The sequence below is a fragment of the Algoriphagus persicinus genome (assembly GCF_035156415.1).
Taxonomy (GTDB): Bacteria; Bacteroidota; Bacteroidia; order Cytophagales; family Cyclobacteriaceae; genus Algoriphagus; species Algoriphagus persicinus.
The window spans coordinates 82,964-100,542 of the sequence record NZ_JAYEEY010000009.1; the positions used below are offsets into that span (position 1 = coordinate 82,964).

Here is a 17,579-nt window from a genome sequence, read left to right on the forward strand (position 1 = left end):
TCAAACTACAAGATTTCATGGGAAGCCTAGACAGCCAAAACATGTGCAGGTTTCTCCTAAAACCCAAACTTGGGATTCTGACTCTTGGGTTTATTGTATTTTTTCTACTACCCAATTCAGTCTTTTCTGAGTCTAGGGCTTTTGATCCAGTTCTAATTTCCTTGAAAGCATCCAAACTTGGTGCTACCGAAATTCCTGCATTGATAGAGGAACAGACGCTCTATTTGTCTGTGACTGATCTTTTCGATTTTCTAAAAATTAAATCCACACCCATATCTGATGGTATAATTGAGGGATATGTAATGGATCAGAATGATGTATATCAAATCAATTTATTCGAAAACAAGATTACCTATAAGGACAGCATTTATAATTTACCTCCGAGAGCATTACAGGAAATGGACGGGCTTGTTTTCCTGAACTTAAACTCCTTTGGAGAGGTATTTGGCTTGTATTGTGAGTTTGATTATAGAAGTCTGGCCGCTACGCTCAATACTGATTTGGAACTACCAGTCTACAGACAAATCCGAAGAGATCTGATGCGGAAAAATATGGGAATAGGCCAAATTGACAATGCAGATACAGTCCTTCGCAATAAATATTCACTGCTAAAGTTGGGAGGTCTTGATTGGGATTTGTCCATGAATAAATGGATTGGATTGGCACCAAAGGAGGAAGGAGAATCTAAAAAATCATCAGTTCCGTCAAGAGGATCATTAAATCTAGGAGGGGAGCTTGCTTATGGAGATTTTCAAGCGAGAATCACTTGGTTTGGCAGTCCAAAACTGGATTATAGAAATTTAAATTTTAGGTGGAAAAAAGTCCTGACTAATCAAAAAGTCCTAACCCAAATTACATTGGGTAGAATTAACGGAGCCTCATTTTCTTCGATTTTTCAGCCGATCACAGGAGTCACCCTTACAAATGCTCCTCCTGTCGCTCGAAAAGCCTTTGGGTTTCACACCATCAGGGATTTTACACGTCCTTTTTGGATAGTGGAGCTTTACCTTAACAATGGACTAGTAGATTTTGTCAAAACTGACGAAAGCGGGCTTTATCTTTTTGAATTTCCACTGAATTACGGGACCAACAAGCTTCAACTGAAATTTTATGGCCCCAATGGAGAGGAAGAAATTCAAGAGGAATCCTTGTTTGTACCCTTTATTTTGCTTCCAAAGAAGGAGTTAATTTACCAGATCAATGCCGGAGTGGTTCATGGCTCGAAGTTTGAAAAAATTGTGAATGCTCAATTAAATTATGGATTGACAAAAACAATTACGCTTGGAGCGGGATTAGAATATTTTTCAGGATTGGGAGATCGTCTCTTAATACCCAGGCTTACATCCTCCACTAAGCTTGGGAAGAATATGATGATTTCTTCGGAATGGTTGCCTGGTCTCAAAACATCTGGAGTTTGGAATGCCCGGACAAATAAGGGAATAGTCTTAGATTTAAGTTTTGAAAATCTAAAAGAAGGCCAAGAAGCATTTCCACAATTGAGGTACCTGAGTCTCTTGAGATTTTCAGGAATGATTCCCTTTAAAACAAAAAGAAAAGTCTACACTTCCAGAATCAACCTTACGGAGTTTGTTTATCCCAGTTCTAGAATCCAAACTCTTCAATGGTCAATAAATGGAGATCTATTTGGTGCATTTTCTAATTTTTCCACTTATGCATCAAGATATAACGGGGAGATTTTCCTGACCTCCACACTTCAGCAAACTTATAGATTACCCGCTAATTGGCGTTTGAATGGTAGAGCTCAAGTCAATTTCCAAAGGATGGATTATAGTAATCTGATGATGGGTTTTGAAAAGGCCTTATCCAAAGATCTCCGAATAACTTCTTTTTGCCAGACTGACTTTAAATTCCGAAAACCACTCATGGGATTTAGTCTCAAGTTTAATTTGGGGATCTTTCAAGGAGCTACCAATTCGAGGCTGCAAGGGGACCAATTGCTGATCAATCAGTCTTTGATGGGTTCTGTATCGCATGATGAGGTAACCAGAAATCTAAATTTCTCCAGCAGATCCGAACTAGGTAGAGCCTCGTTAATCATTCTCCCTTTTTTAGACATCAATAACAACGATGTAAAAGATAAAGATGAACCCTTTCAATTTGAACTGTCGGTAAAAGTAAAAGGAGCTAGTGCATCCAAGGATCCCAACTCTGGAATAACTCGTGTCAAAAATCTAATTCCTTACGAAGATTATCTCATCGAGCTGGATGAAAATTCTCTTGCATATATTTCTTGGCGACTTGACCACAAAAAGATTCAACTGAATATAAAGCCTGGAAACTCCAATGAACTGGAAGTTCCCATCAAAGTAGTAAATGAAGTCGAAGGAAAAGTATTGCTAAATAATGAAGCCATTGGAGGGATAAAGGTTCAGTTTTTTGATCACCAAAATCAACTGATAAAAGAAGTCGTATCCCAACGGGACGGGACATTTTACTATTCAGATTTGAAAGCCGGTAGTTATACATTTCAGCCTGACACTGCCCAGCTAGAAACATTGGGTATTAACTGGGATCCAAAAAAATTAGAGACCCAATTTGATGAAGGAATCCAAGGTGAATTTAGTTCGGACTGGATCATAGAGTTGTCCAAAACAGAAAACGTAGAGCTATACAATAGCAAATAGATAGCTTGCCGATGACCTTCTTATTGCAAAATCCGATGATGGATCGGATTATACAAACATATTTACTCAAAATTATATTTAACCCGCATTATGCATTAGCAATTCTAGTAATAGGCTGGTTAATCGACGTATTTATTTACAGCGTAACAGGCCTTTCATATTCTATTAGTACTTGCCGTAGAGGCTGATATTTTCAGGTTGATTGGCGGGAGGTAAAGCTCAGCCTCTCCCCTCTTCTATACTAGCTCACCTAGCTAAGAGGTGCCCCGCTACTTGATTTCACCTTAGGGTGTAAATATCCACCATTCCAATAAACCAAACTGCTCAATCGATATCGACCTATTACTGGGTAGTCATTAGACTTAGGCTAGCCAGGAACCCAGACATGTAATTTCGGATTATCTACTCCCTCCTACAGCTACGCATGCGAATGGCAACCCATCATTTGGTTCAGCTAAGGTCACTTTCTTTGTTCTTGCTGATCAATGGTGTAGTCAAAAATGCCTTAGATTGTAACAATCTGAGTCATTTCGGGAATGTGAAGAGGATTACAGCTACACTATCAACGCTTTCTCACTTACATGCAATCCAATAGTTCTCATATTCATGGACACCATTCCATATTGGGCGTGTAGTAGTGTATAATGTCTTAACAGCTCATCCAATTCAGCCAGGGAACTTTTGGGATTGGCACCAAAATTATGTGGATGCCACCAGAGATGATATACTTCCTTATGCTTGGCAGCGTATTCCATTTCACCTTTTATCCTCGCCAGGCGACTTTTGTTCATCAGGGAATTATTCTGCTGCTGAGGACGGAGAATTCTGGAGGCAGGAATAATTATCGGTTCGCCTTTTATTACTTTTACCTCATGCATAGGATAAGAGGTATTAGTACCAACTTGAAAAAAGCAGTCGGCGGAGCGGAAGATTTTTTTACTTAAGTTTTCATGCTGAGTTTCTTGCCAGTACCAGTTGCTAGGATTTCCACGCACATAATCATACCCCTCCTCAACACAAATCCCGAGGTACAATTCATTGATGTGATTTCGTGGAAAAACTAGAGACGCTAGGGTAAGACCAAATTTATCCTGCGAGATTCTCTGAGTGGCCTTTAAATCCTGACGGAATTGCTCAGGGCTTTGTCCACGCATCAGCGTATAGTAATGCGCAAAGCTATGCGAGCCCAATTCTTGTCCTGGTGTGTCAATAATCTGTTGTATGAGCTCCGGAGCAAAATGAACCTCTGGTCTGATTCCATTCTTTTTGACCCACTCATAGGCGGAGTATTTTCTATCTCGGTAGGAAGGCAGAAACTCTGGTGAGTAAGCGCGCCACTCTTCTTCATTTTCCGCAAAGAGCATCCCTACAGTTGCCCAAGTAGCCTGGATATTGGCTTTTGCAAACTTCTCCAGCATAATAGGAACAACATGTCTGGTATTAAAGAAGTAAGAAGGATTGTATTCAGTACCGATCTTATCGAAGATTCCCCAGAGGAGTTCGAAGTCTAGGGAGATAGTGAAGGTGCCATGGGTCATTTTGGGTGGAGGAGATTAGGCGTGAAAAGTTGGGAGAATCCAGAGATTGGAAATTCGCCATTTCTTTAATGATTTCAAATATTCTCCATTCAAATTACAAATAAATACGCCTAATTCGTTAAGAGATTTCTTACAGAAAAATCAACTTCATTGGGCAGTGACTCCGAATAGACATCCTCCCAGCAGGGTGAAGTCTCAGGTAATACAACTACTTCTCTATCCTATTCCATTGGTAATTGAGGCTCTTTGAACAGTTCCAAACAAAAAGAATCGCGAACTCTCGTAGGCGATTCTAGATGTTAATAAGAATAACAGCTGATATAAGCTAGACTATTATTTTCTCCTCAAGGCTCTCTTCCACCAAGGCAACTGCACCTCCTCGTGGTATCCGTAAGAATTATTTCCATAGCCATAACCATAACCATAGCCGTAACCATAGCCATAGCCCTTGTCTATATGCACGTCATTTAAGATACCATAGATTTTGGACACGCCGCCTTTTTCTACCAGATTATTCAAAATCTGCGTATTGCCTTTCATAGAATAGCCCTGACGGAAAACAAAGAAACTAATATCTGCGAATGCAAAAAGCTCTTTAGTCTCAGACACCAGCCCTACAGGCGGGCAATCAAATATCACCACATCATAGGCAGCTTTGATTTCTTTGACAATCTCCCCAAACTTATCTTGAAGCAATAATTCCGCAGGGTTTGGAGGAATGGGGCCAGAGAGAATGACATCCATATCCTTATGTCCGGTAGCTTTGACCACATCCTGCCAAGGTGTATCCGAGCTGAGGCAGGTACTCATTCCCTTATCATTTGCCAAGGCAAAATCCTCTGCAATTTTAGGTTTTCTCAAATCCAAACCGATCAATAAGGTCTTTTTACCCATCAGGGCATACACCGAAGCCACATTGATGGACACAAAAGTTTTGCCCTCTCCAGAAATCGAAGAAGTGAAAAGTATAGTCAAATTATCCCGATGAGGACTTAAATAAGACATATCGGCTCTGAGCGATCTGAAGGACTCGGTCACAGTTGATCTTGGATTATTCATTACAGGAATAGCATCTTCAGAATTATTTCTGCCAATCATTCCTATCAAAGGCACTTTGATTTGGCTTTCAAGTTCTTTGGGGTCTTCTATCTTTGTATTTAAGAAATCCTTAATGGTGATAAATCCAATTGGCAGTATCAGTCCTAAGATTAAGCCTATTAATAGATTCAATGATCTCTTTGGAGCAACGGGTGATTGCCCGGCTTTTGCCAAATCTAATATGCTGTTTTTCGGCATATTAGCTGCCTTGGTGATCTCTGCCTCTGCCTTTTTCTGCAAAAGATAGATGTAAATATTCTCGTTAATGGTGAATTGACGCTGATAGCCCAACAAGTTTCTCTCAGTTTCTGGAAGAGAATTTACATCCTGTTCCCGCATTCTAATCTGGCTCCTTAGATCAGCTATTGCATTTCTGGTATTGGTAATGGCAGAATTTACATTCTCTTGAAGAGCCTTTTTGGTATTTTGAAGTCTTATGGCATTTTCACGTACAGCAGGTGCTTGGTCTGTGAAATTGGAAGTTAACCTGATTCGCTCTGCCTGTGCTTCGCTCATAGACTCAACCAAGGAATTCAACAAGGGGTCGGTAATTCCTACGATCGAAGGTGCTACAATTTCTCCAGCAGCATTATTAGCTACATAATCCCTAAGCGTCTCATAATATTTCAAATTGAGTTCTGTCTGCGCAAGCTGCTTTTCCAGCTCTTGTAATCTTTCAAAAATCACAGCTCCTTCTTCCGAAAGGTTAAAAACTTTATTCTCAGTCCTATATTTTTGAAGTTCGTTTTCAGATAGACGCAAGGAATCTGAAATCCCGGAAAGCTGTGCTTCAATGAACCTCACTGTATTTTCTGAGGCCTTGTTTTTCTCTGTCAATTCACGCTTGAGATACATCTCCGTCAATTTGTTGATGTAATCTTCACCCAGCCTCCTAACTGGAGTCTCCAAACCCAGCGAAAGAATGGACGCCTGCTTATTGATAGGCGCTACAGCCAGCTCTTCCTTGTATTTTAAGGCCAGCGTAGGCGTATCTACTAGGTTAAACTGAAGAATGTCTCCGGGAAGCGTTGAAATTTGGTTGATTTTGAAAGAAAAATCAGCCCCTGTGATCTCTTGACCGAAGTTGTAAACTGATTGCTGCAATTCCACCTCCTCTTCAGGAAGAAGCTTATAATAAGGATCTGAAGGATTAAAAATTCTAAATTCGCTATCCTCAATACTAAGCTCGAAGGTATCCTCATTGATCACTTCGATTTTAAATCTCCCTCCCACCAGTTGCGGTTTTTTCCAATCTACTGAAACCAGGACTGGAACTTTGTCATATATCTGTGATGTGGTTATAAATCCTTCTTTGAAATATTGGACATTAAGATTGAGCTCCGTTACGGCCTCTTCTGCTAGTGAAAATGACTTCAATATGCCAATTTCATTCTCAATATTGCTTTTTCCTTGAAGCATGCCTAGACCACTTGATTCAAACAAATCCGTCCCCAGACTAGGCTTATCATCTACGACGAGTACCGTTGATTCTACCTTATAGATATTTGTAGCATATCTATTAAATAAAAAGGCTGCTATAAACCCAACAAACATACAAGCAAGAATAAGAACCCAGTATTGGAGGTAATTAAAAAGTAGAACTTTAAGATCTATCTCATCTTCCTTTTGCACCATAAATGGATTTTGCCCTAAATTTGAAGGATTAGGAGTATTCGGGTACATATAATCTTATTTGATTAAATTCAATATTAACGCCATCGCAGTAATTGCTGAGATCACCAATGCAATAGATTGTGCTGCATTTTCACCGGCTCCTATTTCTCTTACTTTCATAGGCTCAGCGTACAGCTGGTCGTTTGGCTGGATAAAGTAAAATGGTGATTCGACTACTCGTCTATCTACCAAGTTGATTCGATGAAGTTTGGTGCCCTCAGGGTATTGTCGAATCAATAGGATTTCGTCACGCTTGGCCACTGGAGTCAAATCTCCTGCATTGGCAATTGCTTCAAATATGGTCATTCTGTCTTGAAGCACAACGAATTTACCCGGGCGACGAAATTCTCCTAAGGCTGCATAACGAATGCCGCCAAGCTTTACTTTGACATAGAGCTCAGACTTCACATAGTCTCTGAGCTTTACTTCAATATCCATTCGAGCTTCTTCAAGCGTCTTATCTTTTACATTGACATCCCCTACTATAGGCAGTCTGATGTTTCCTTTTTGATCTACGGTATAGCCTGTCATGTAGTAGATATCTCCACCTGATTGACTTGCTACATTACCCATCTGAGTAGATCCACCCCCTGCTTTGTTATTAAATCCAAACTGTAGCATATCTTCTATAGTCTGGATATTCACATCTATGATATCGTTGTATTGAAGCTTGTATTCTGGGATCTCGTAGGTGATCAATTCGCCATCTTCTATGGGGATATTATTCTCCAGATTTTGTAGGTAAATGATTTTCTCATTCGGAATACAGCCAAAAACAAATAGAAAAGTAAGGGATAAAACGAATCCCTTCGACAAGTTCCTCATATATACATCTTTATTTATTTCCTCTCAAAAACTGCGCAAACTTAAACATTTAACCTCAATTAGTGCCTTTTATTATCACTTTGCTAAAATTTCAGCCCTTTTGATTGAAACATGTTTACGCGTTTCTCATCACATAAAACTACTTCACAGCAATTTTCTGGCTTCTTCCAAGTCTTCGGCAGTATCTATTGCCACCGTCTGATGGAATGTCTCCACCATGCGTATTCTATAGCCATTCTCCAATAGTCTGAGCTGCTCTAGTTTTTCTATAGATTCCAACCCACTTTTTGGGAGTGTAGTGAAGCCCATTAGCACATCTCTTCTGTAGGCATATACCCCCACATGTTTCCAATAAAATACTTCAGCTGCTGGATCTCTGGAATAAGGTATCTTCGATCTGGAAAAGTAAAGGGCATCTCCCCACAGATCCACCACCACTTTTACGACATGGGGATTATTTGCTACTTCGGAAGAAACCCTCGTTTTGAGTGAAGCTACATCTACCCGATTGTCTTGAAAAGCATCCACTAGATCCATCAGTGATTTCTTGTCTTGAAACGGCTCATCGCCCTGCACATTCACGATTATCTCAGCATTTACATAGTCTAGCGCCTCAGCTATTCTATCCGAGCCACTGTCGTGTTCCTTTTGGCTAATAAAGACTTTTCCCCCTACTGCCTCTATTTGTTTCTTAATATCAAGATGATCAGTCACTACCCATACTTCATCAAAAACCCCTGCTTCCACCGTACTCAAGTAGGTGCGCTGAATGACCGTCTTACCTCCTAAATCCTGAACAAGCTTGGAAGGCAATCGCGTAGAGGCAAACCTGGCGGGAATCATTGCTGCGGTTTTTGGCATAGTGTGATTTGAAAATACTGAATTGGAATTTGTGACTAGTTGATCAATCCAACCTACTACCTCAGTTTAAATACTTTTCTCAGTTTTTGGAAAATATCCGACTGACTCTTCTTGATTTTCTTCTTCTTGCTCTCCAGATCGTCCCCATAATAATTATACATGTATTTATTACTCTGAGAATACAAGTAGGTATTGCCATAGCCATAATTGTACCCCTCGTAATGATACCCTGAATTCAGGATACCATTGAACACGCCATATACGTTTTTGACTTGCTTGTTATTAAAAAGATCATTAATCATTACCAGGTGATCCTTCACAGTATAGTTTTGTCTCACTACGTAGAGATTGATATCGAATAGGCGCATCAAGTCTATGGTCTCAGACACCAAACCCATCGGAGGCGTATCAAAAATCACCACATCAAACTGCGACTCTAAGTAATTTAGAAAGTCAGTCAGCCTAGGCGTCTGAAGTAGTTCGGCGGGATTTGGGGGAATGACTCCTGAAGGTACAAACCACAGGTTTTCATGACTTGTAGGAATAACGATTTCATCAGCTTCCACTTTTCCAATCAAATAGGTAGATAAACCAATTCGATCAGATTCTCCAAAATAAGAGGCCAATTTCGGTCTTCTCAAGTCACCTCCTACCACTACGGTCTTTTTGGAGCCTAAAGCCATCGCAGAGGCAAGATTGAGGGAGGTAAATGTCTTCCCTTCACCTGAAACCGATGAAGTGACTAGGATTTTCTTTGTGTTCTTCCCGCTAGCCAAATACGTAATGGCCGATCTAAGCGATCTGAACGACTCTGCAACAGCGGATTTGGGGAAATCCAACACTACTTTGTTGGTGTCTTTATGACTAAAGCCTACAATCCCCAGTTGTGGAATCATAAAATGCTTTTTTAAATCTCTTTGATCCTTGATAGTATCGTCAAAAATATCCCGGACAACAATAAATCCGAAAGGCAGCAAGAAACCCAAAACGATAGCCAAACCATAATTCTGTTGCTTTTTAGGAAAAATCAAGGTTCCTCGTCTAGCTGCGTCAAGAATTGCATTGTCCGACACATTGGAAGCCATGGCAATACCGGCCTCAGCCCGCTTTTCTAGTAAATAGGTGTATAATGATTCCCTTAATTTAAACTCCCGAAAGATCCCGGAATATTCAGATTCGGACTCTGGAAGTGTAGCGAATTCTGCGTCATAAAAACGGATATCGCGCTGGATACTTCTCTTTTTCTGCTCCGTATTATCAATCAAATTAACTACATTTTCAAACAGTGCATCCTGCACTTTCTCCATCTGTACATCAATTTTCAGAATCTCAGGGTGATTCTCATTAACTGTTGCGAGTAATTTTCGTCTATCTTGAGAAAGTGTGACCAACGTTTGAATCAGGCCATTCAGCAAGGGATCCGGAACACCTATGACTGAAGGTGCAATCACATCAGAAAAATCCTTGCTCTTTTTTTCCATATAGGAACGGATCTGCTCGAAATACTCCAACTGATAATCAATCTCAGCATTCATTGCATCGAGATTGTTCATTTTTCCCAAGATGTTGGAGAATTCAGCAGAGACATCCAGCAATTTATTTTCTACTTTGAAATCCTGCAGTTCACGCTCTTTTTGTTGAAGAGAATCTTCCAGAAAACCCAATTGCTCCTCAATAAAGGCGAGCGTATTTTGTTGTGTCTTATTCTTTTCATTGAGGTCATAAGATATATAGGCCTCCATCAGTGCATTGATATAGTCCCTTCCCTTTTCTACCACCTTAGTAGTAGTGCTTAGCCGAAGCACAGAGCTGTATTCGTTCTGTAAACTCACATAGATGGATCTCGAATAAGTATCTTCCAATGAACTGGGACTTCTCAGCTTAAATACCACCTGCTCATTCGTTCTACCTGGGTTTACTAAGTGCACTTTAAACTTTGATTTAGCCGTTTCTATTTCTTCACCGAAGGTATAGGTCTTGTTATAAATGGACTCATCTCCAGCTGCCATCGCAGAATTAAAATCCATAATTCCTATTTCTTCCTTGGCTAGTCTGAAAGTCTGCTCAGAAAGTATTTCCAAGTGGATAGGTACTTCAGCTATTTGAAAATGATCCCAATCAACCTCGATGCGGATCGGAGATCTATCATATAGTTCGATGGCTTTGATATTAGTCTTGGCAAAGTACTCCACATCAAAGTGCAGTTTTTTCAACGCTTCACGAGCTAGACCCTTAGATTTCAATCGGAGAATATCATTCTCAAGATTCAGCCCGGTTGAGAAAATATTTGACCTATCTAGAATCCTAGCTTCTGGCGAAGTATTTGTCTTGATCATCATGGATCCAGACACCTCGTATTCATCTACAGTGTAGCGATGGAAAAGGAAAGTGCCAATCAAAAAAAGGAGAATAAACAGCACATACCAAGGCCAATAGCGAATATACTTGGCGATCACATACCTGATTTCCAGTGCCTTCTCTTCGTTGTCTAACTGGCTTAAGTCTAACTTTTCCATATCAACTAATTCCCTGTAACCAAATTAATAAATAACAGTGTGGATGCCAGCAACCCGGCGAAAAGAGCAAGCGAAGAAGTCAAATTATCTGCGTTGCCAAATTGTCTGATATTCATCGGCTCCATATACAAGATATCATTAGGTTGGATGAAATAAAAGGGACTTGCTAATATAGCTCGATCATTCAAATTGATCTGGTGAATTTTAGTACCCCCATCATATTGTCTGATGATAAAAAGCTTGTTTTTCTTGCCCAAAAGTGTGGTCTCCCCAGAGCTGGCCAAGGCATCAAAAATAGTTGCTCTATTCTTATAGATCACCTTGACTCCTACCGAGTTAAACTCACCAAGGGTAGTGTACCTAATCCCAGCGATTCCTAATTTAACGTAGATTTCCTCTTTAAAAAATTTATTGATCTCTAGCTGCACCTTTTCCTTGGCCTCTTCTTCAGTTAGTCCTGATATTTTTATTTTGCCCAGCTTGGGCACCTCCACTTTTCCTTCCTGATCTATAGAATACCCTCTGAAATACAGGGGGTCGGAACCTCCCCCGCCTCCGCCACTCCCTCCCATTCCTCCAGTATTCTGTGAATTCTGGAAAGAGAAAGCCTCAATCAGCTCTACATCCGAACTGGCAAAATCAATATCCACAATATCAAAAGGCTGCAATATGTACTTGTAATCGACTTCTGCAAAAGGAATGAATTCGTTTAGTTCTATTGGAGTGTTTTCAGGGAGGTTTTGCAGATAAGTGATTCGCTTATTACTAATACAACTCGTCGCAAGAATCACAATACTGGCGATAATCAGGATTTTCTTCATTCTAGAAGCATAAATTTAGCTTGGGTCAAATATATAAAAATACTTTAGGACAAGGTGTACGTTTGAAAATAGAGAAACATTATTTGAAATTATAGAATCCTAAATATCTGATTTTAAAAAATATACCTCATCACTAAGGATTCTTACCTCAGGAAATTCTTATCAACTATTGATCCAACTACAAAATCTCTACCCTTCACTCAATCTTACATTGAACTATAGAAACGATAAGGAATATGGTTTTGGATTTTGCCAGTCCATAAATGGCAGAATGATACTTTAACCGACCCCAATCATGGTCTGTATCATCAAAGAACACATAGTTTTGTTGAGCTTAGCGAACTCTCCATCCGTGGCCTGTGGCATTATAGACCACATAGTGTAACAGAATTTACCCAACCGTAGTTTGTGTCATCAAAGAACACTTAGTTTTATTGAACTTAACAAACTCTTGATGGCAATGCAGCTAATTTACCGGCAAGCCCGCCCCAGAAGTCTGGAACCAAAATTCTTCTTATCTTCATCCTATGCAAATCCGAAAGGCTATTTCCAGTGATTTCCCCACGATAATTAATTTACTAAAGGCTTCATTAGGCGAGAGTTTAATACCGAAATCAGAGGAACTCTGGACCTGGAAACATGTAGCAAACCCCTATGGCACATCTCCTGTATTAGTCGCTGAAGACGAAGGAGCCATCTGCGGTGTTCGTGTATTCTTAAGATGGGAATTTGTACAAGGCCAGAAAATTCTAAAGGCTTACCGGGCAGTAGATACGGCTATCCATCCAGAACATCAGGGTCAGGGGCTTTTCAAGAATCTTACGCTTTCGCTTATCGATGAGCTCAAGGAAGAAGGAGTAGAACTGATCTATAATACTCCAAACTCCCAAAGCATGCCTGGATACTTGAAAATGGGCTGGGAAAAATGGGGGAAGTTACCCCTGAAAATGCACTTCAATTTAAGCGTGGGGAAAAGTAAAAGCCAGTCTCAATCAAATGACTGGTCCACTCTCACAAATCTCATTGAGAAAATAGAAGAAACCCACATCGATTCAGAACTGATCCAAACGAACCTAATCCCAGGTTATATACACTGGCGATATATATCATGTCCTCTTTTTCCTTATCATTTCATCAGCGATGGTGCTACCTACCTATTGATCTATAGAATCAAAGAAGGAAAAATAGGCCGAGAACTTAGAATTGTAGATTTCTTCCAACTCTCCGCCTTGGATCAAAATGAGAAAAAACAACTCAACAATCGACTGAAAACTATTCAAAAAAATGAGAAAGTGAGATTCACGTCATTTTCAGGTTTACAGTTTCATAATGATTTTCCTATTGAAATGGGGCTAATGCCCGTAATGTCCATAGGCCCAGAGGTGACACTACGTCAAGTAGCTTCAACTGATGATTTTCTTAACGAACCCTGGGCTTGGAGTTTGGGTGATTTGGAAGTTTTTTAAATTCTATACAGCCTAGACACCCTTATATTAACTAGGCTCATATTAACTTCGCTATTCATTACCTGCATGCTTTCATGTCAGGAGGTTCAATATTCATCATTCGTTATTTATAGCTTTAATCTCGAATAATGAATAATAAATGGCAAATAGTGAAGTCAGAAAAGCTTGTGGACATTGAAGAATTCAATAAAATGAACGGCAAAATGAACGGCAAACAAATCATACAAGGTGCTGCCATCCTTGGAGCTTGCGCAGTGGGAATCGGAGCTTTTGGCGCGCATGGATTGAAGGAAATCCTGGCTGATACGGGCAGAGCAGAAACTTTTGAAACGGCTGTGAAATATCACTTCTATCATTCCCTGGCCATTTTCCTCATAGGTATTTTGGCATTGATCAAACCTGAATGGAAAAAACTCAGCACTGCGGCTATCTCGATGGTAATTGGGATTTTAATTTTCTCAGGATCGCTCTATGTGCTTTCCCTTACTGGAATCACTTGGCTTGGAGCCATTACTCCTTTCGGCGGACTGGCATTTATTGTTGGCTGGATTTTGGTGTTTGTAGCTGTTTCAAAAAACTAAGTATGCGCATAAAGCTCACCCTCCTACTCTTTACAATATCAATTAGTACCAGCCTCTTTGCACAGCTCACCCGCAAGCAATACATACAGCTGGAATCGGCTTTGGGAGAAGATAGCTTTTTCAACGGACATCTCACCGGATTCATGCTTTACGATTTGGATTCTCAGATAGTACTCTATGAAAAAAATAGCCATCAACGCTTTATCCCTGCATCCACTACCAAACTTTTCACCTTATTTTCTTCGCTATTAGTCCTGAATGACAGCACCCAGACCCTGCGCTATGTCAGGGAAGGAAATGCGATTAGAATTTGGGGAAGCGGTGATCCCAGCTGGAAATACAAGAAGTTTTTCCAGCCTGATTACAGGAGATTTCTAGAACCGTATGATCAGGTCATATTTTCAGATGCAAATATGATGTCCCCGGCATTTGGCTATGGCTGGCAATGGGATGATTATTACTACAATTACTCCGCCGAGCGAACCTCACTTCCTATCTATGGCAATTTGGTACAGGTGAAAAAAGTCGGAAATGCCCCCACGGTATTCCCTCCTAGTTTTCAGCCCGATGTTTTCCCTACGCATAGAACTATCAGGGAACTGGAGCGGGATTTCCACAGCAATAGATTCTATTACAATCCTAACAATTTCAGAGCCCGGGAAGAATTCATCCCCTTCATCACTTCTCCTGAGCTTTTTATCAAGCTAGCCTCAGATGCCACAGGCAAAAACTGGACTTACCAGCCAGACAGCTTGCCGAGAATACATCAGGAATGGCGTGGAGCACCACTCTTCCCCATTCTCAAAGAGATGATGCTGGAAAGCGATAACTTCCTGGCCGAGCAACTCATGCTGATGGTTTCGGATCGCCTTTTTCAGCGGCTGGATATTGAGCGAGCGATAGAGTATATGCTCAAAACCTATCTCTTTGACCTTCCTGATGAACCACAATGGGTAGATGGATCTGGACTCAGCCGCCATGATCTGATTACTCCACGTACTATGGTTGCTCTTTTTGAAAAGATTTATCGTATGGCACCGGATCAGCAGCTCTTTGAGCTTTTACCAACAGGTGGAAAAGCAGGCACCTTGGAAAACAGCTACAAAGCAGAGCAACCATACATATTCGCTAAGACTGGCACGATGAGCAACAATCACAGCCTCGTAGGCCTAATTAAAGGCAAAAGTGGAAAATACTATTGTTTTGCCTTTATGAATTCCAATTACCCCTGGAAAGCTTCCGAAGTCAGAAGAGAAATGGAAAAAGTGATGCTACTGCTGAGAGATATGATTTGAGTTGAGATTTACGCTTTACGATTGGAGATTATTGATTAAAAATAATCTTCAGCAAGGATCATAATCAGGTTTTCTTGTCAGGCTGAGTAAGAAGTCGATGCCTTATATGTGCTGATTACGGCCATTTCGACTTCGCTCAATGTGACAATTATGAGTTATGAGACAGCCTCAGCTGAATCCTGAACAGCTGGAAATCTCTTTGCGCTTTCTTCGTGGTCTTTGTGGCTTTTTACAAAACCTCCAAGCTTAAGAAAATAAAAAAGCCCTATTTTCACGTTTAAGAAAAACACCTCCATTTTCAGATGCAAAAACGCGCTTTTCTCAAATCCCTTGGACTTCTTGCCGGTTCTCTCCCACTAGTTTCATGGGATTCCGCCCATCCCGCCTACGATCCAAAAACACTTTTGCCGAAGGCGATCAAAAAAGGCGACACCGTAGGTCTGATTTCTCCCTCTGCGGCCACGGCCGATAGAATGCAGTTCACTTACGCCAAAGAAGCTTTGGAAGCTTTGGGATTCGAGGTGCAACTGGGTAAAAACCTCATGAATCGCCGTGGACATCTGGCAGGAACTGACGCCGAACGCGCCGGGGATTTAAATGAGATGTTTGCAGATAAAGAGGTGAAAGCCATCGTAAGCATCCGTGGTGGCTCGGGCGCCGCCCGGATTTTACCGCTGATTGATTATAAAACTATTTCCAAAAACCCAAAACCGTTACTTGGTTACTCAGACATCACAGCACTTCATTGTGCAATTCAAGCTCAAACAGGTTTGATCACCTTCCATGGCCCTATGGGTTCTGGTAGCTGGAACAGTTTTAATGTGTCTCAATTTGAGAAGGTATTCTTTGAGCAGGAAATGATTACCTACGAAAATATCCACTCCGAGAGTGATGAGTTAGTAATCAAATCAAACCGAATACAAACAATTACAGGAGGAAAAGTAGTAGGAAAAATCCTAGGTGGAAACCTAACTGTGCTGACGGCTATTTCCGGTTCTCCTTATTATCCTGAGTTCAAAGATGCCATTCTTTTCATCGAAGATATAGGAGAAGATCCATACAAAATGGATCGTATGATGAGTACTTTGAAACTCAATGGCACGCTAGATAAAATCAAAGGTTTCATCTTTGGGCAATGTTCTGACTGTGAACCTGGTGGCGGATATGGCTCGCTGACCCTTGATCAGGTGCTGGATGATTATGTGCTTCAGCTAGGTATTCCAGCTTATTCTGGCGCGATGATTGGGCATATCTCGAAGCAATTTATCATCCCTGTAGGAGCGAAAGTTACCATGGATGCGGACAATGGAACCATTTCCCTACTTGAGTCCGTATTTCAGTAAGACAAGAAAAACTTACAATGAAACTCGCAATACTCACATTCGCTATTTTTGGAATGCTTTCCTGCAATAGCTCCAAGAATATGCTTCCGGACGATACTGATTCTGCTATGACCGAAGACTCCACTGATAATTCAGACCAACTCACCTATTTGGCACTTGGTGATAGCTACACCATTGGTGAAGGTGTAAGCGATGCCGGACGGTATCCTAGCCAGTTAGTAGAAAAACTGAATACTGAAACCGGCGTATCATGGGCTGCTCCCAAAGTGATCGCCCGGACTGGCTGGACTGTGGATGAACTGGCAAAAGGAATCGAAAGAGAGAATATTGAAGGGAATACGTACGATTTGGTGACACTTTTGATAGGGGTGAATAATCAATACCGTGGACTTCCTCTAGCCAAATTCGCAGAGGAATTTGAAATTATGCTGCTACGGGCAATCAGTTTTGCTAGCATCAAGTCATCTCATGTAGTGGTGCTATCCATCCCAGACTGGGGAGTAACTCCTTTTGCTACGCAAAGTGGCAGAGACAAAATCAAGATAGCAGACGAAATCGATGCGTATAATCGTCTAAAAGCAGAAATATGCGAAAAGCATGACGTCACATATATTGACATCACAGCGCAATATAGAAGTTTAGGTGCTCAACCAGATATGCTTGCTGCCGATGGATTGCATCCGAGTGCAAAAATGTATGGACTTTGGACGGAAAAGCTATTTGCACAGGTCCAATCGATCAATTATTAAGTCATGAAATCGAGCATTACTCAAGCGTCACACACTGGGATGATTATCTACCATGCGAGATTCTCCCGATCCGCCGCGGCGGACGGGACAGGCTATCCCGTTTCCTTCGTCACGGGACAGGTTATGACCTTAAAAAAACAAATTATAAACAGATGAAGCTGTTCTAT

The 17,579-nt window shown here is 40.9% G+C and carries 13 protein-coding genes; 7 read left to right on the top strand and 6 right to left on the bottom strand.

Annotated elements, in window-relative coordinates; translation table 11 throughout:
* The first annotated feature begins 17 nt into the window (after window positions 1-17).
* On the top strand, window positions 18-2,645 hold the full coding sequence (locus U3A58_RS08860; protein ID WP_323823055.1) for a hypothetical protein: 2,628 nt from the start codon (window positions 18-20) through the stop codon (window positions 2,643-2,645).
* A gap of 554 nt (window positions 2,646-3,199) precedes the next feature.
* Here the strand turns inward: U3A58_RS08860 and U3A58_RS08865 are convergent.
* From U3A58_RS08865 to U3A58_RS08890, 6 genes are all read right to left on the bottom strand, one after another.
* Window positions 3,200-4,183, bottom strand: coding sequence for a polysaccharide deacetylase family protein (locus U3A58_RS08865; RefSeq protein ID WP_323823056.1), 984 nt, complete (start codon window positions 4,181-4,183; stop codon window positions 3,200-3,202).
* A gap of 333 nt (window positions 4,184-4,516) precedes the next feature.
* Entirely contained in the window at window positions 4,517-6,964 is a 2,448-nt protein-coding gene (locus tag U3A58_RS08870; RefSeq protein WP_323823057.1) for a GumC family protein, read from the bottom strand.
* A 6-nt stretch (window positions 6,965-6,970) separates the two neighbouring features.
* Complete coding sequence (locus U3A58_RS08875; RefSeq protein WP_416377294.1) at window positions 6,971-7,780, bottom strand: polysaccharide biosynthesis/export family protein; 810 nt, start codon at window positions 7,778-7,780, stop codon at window positions 6,971-6,973.
* 144 nt (window positions 7,781-7,924) lie between these two features.
* Entirely contained in the window at window positions 7,925-8,641 is a 717-nt protein-coding gene (gene kdsB, locus U3A58_RS08880; RefSeq protein WP_323823059.1) for a 3-deoxy-manno-octulosonate cytidylyltransferase, read from the bottom strand.
* Window positions 8,642-8,697: 56 nt separating this feature from the next.
* Entirely contained in the window at window positions 8,698-11,157 is a 2,460-nt protein-coding gene (locus U3A58_RS08885; protein ID WP_323823060.1) for a GumC family protein, read from the bottom strand.
* Between the two features lie 5 nt (window positions 11,158-11,162).
* Window positions 11,163-11,978 carry a polysaccharide biosynthesis/export family protein gene (locus U3A58_RS08890; RefSeq protein WP_323823061.1) on the bottom strand — a complete coding sequence of 272 codons (816 nt, stop codon included), beginning with the start codon at window positions 11,976-11,978 and terminating at the stop codon, window positions 11,163-11,165.
* 527 nt (window positions 11,979-12,505) lie between these two features.
* On the opposite strand from U3A58_RS08890, the gene U3A58_RS08895 reads away from it, so the two are divergent.
* The 6 genes from U3A58_RS08895 to U3A58_RS08920 all read left to right on the top strand — a co-directional run bounded on the left by U3A58_RS08895 (window position 12,506) and on the right by U3A58_RS08920 (window position 17,568).
* A complete protein-coding gene (locus tag U3A58_RS08895) occupies window positions 12,506-13,444 on the top strand; it encodes a GNAT family N-acetyltransferase (RefSeq protein ID WP_323823062.1) in 939 nt (312 codons plus the stop codon).
* 203 nt (window positions 13,445-13,647) lie between these two features.
* Entirely contained in the window at window positions 13,648-14,025 is a 378-nt protein-coding gene (locus U3A58_RS08900) for a DUF423 domain-containing protein (protein ID WP_323823128.1), read from the top strand.
* A 2-nt stretch (window positions 14,026-14,027) separates the two neighbouring features.
* A complete protein-coding gene (locus U3A58_RS08905; RefSeq protein ID WP_323823063.1) occupies window positions 14,028-15,320 on the top strand; it encodes a D-alanyl-D-alanine carboxypeptidase in 1,293 nt (430 codons plus the stop codon).
* A gap of 302 nt (window positions 15,321-15,622) precedes the next feature.
* Window positions 15,623-16,663 (top strand): S66 peptidase family protein, encoded by a 1,041-nt coding sequence (locus U3A58_RS08910; protein WP_323823064.1) that lies wholly within the window; start codon window positions 15,623-15,625, stop codon window positions 16,661-16,663.
* Between the two features lie 17 nt (window positions 16,664-16,680).
* Complete coding sequence (locus tag U3A58_RS08915; RefSeq protein ID WP_323823065.1) at window positions 16,681-17,412, top strand: SGNH/GDSL hydrolase family protein; 732 nt, start codon at window positions 16,681-16,683, stop codon at window positions 17,410-17,412.
* A 3-nt stretch (window positions 17,413-17,415) separates the two neighbouring features.
* A complete protein-coding gene (locus U3A58_RS08920) occupies window positions 17,416-17,568 on the top strand; it encodes a hypothetical protein (RefSeq protein ID WP_323823066.1) in 153 nt (50 codons plus the stop codon).
* Window positions 17,569-17,579 lie beyond the last annotated feature (11 nt).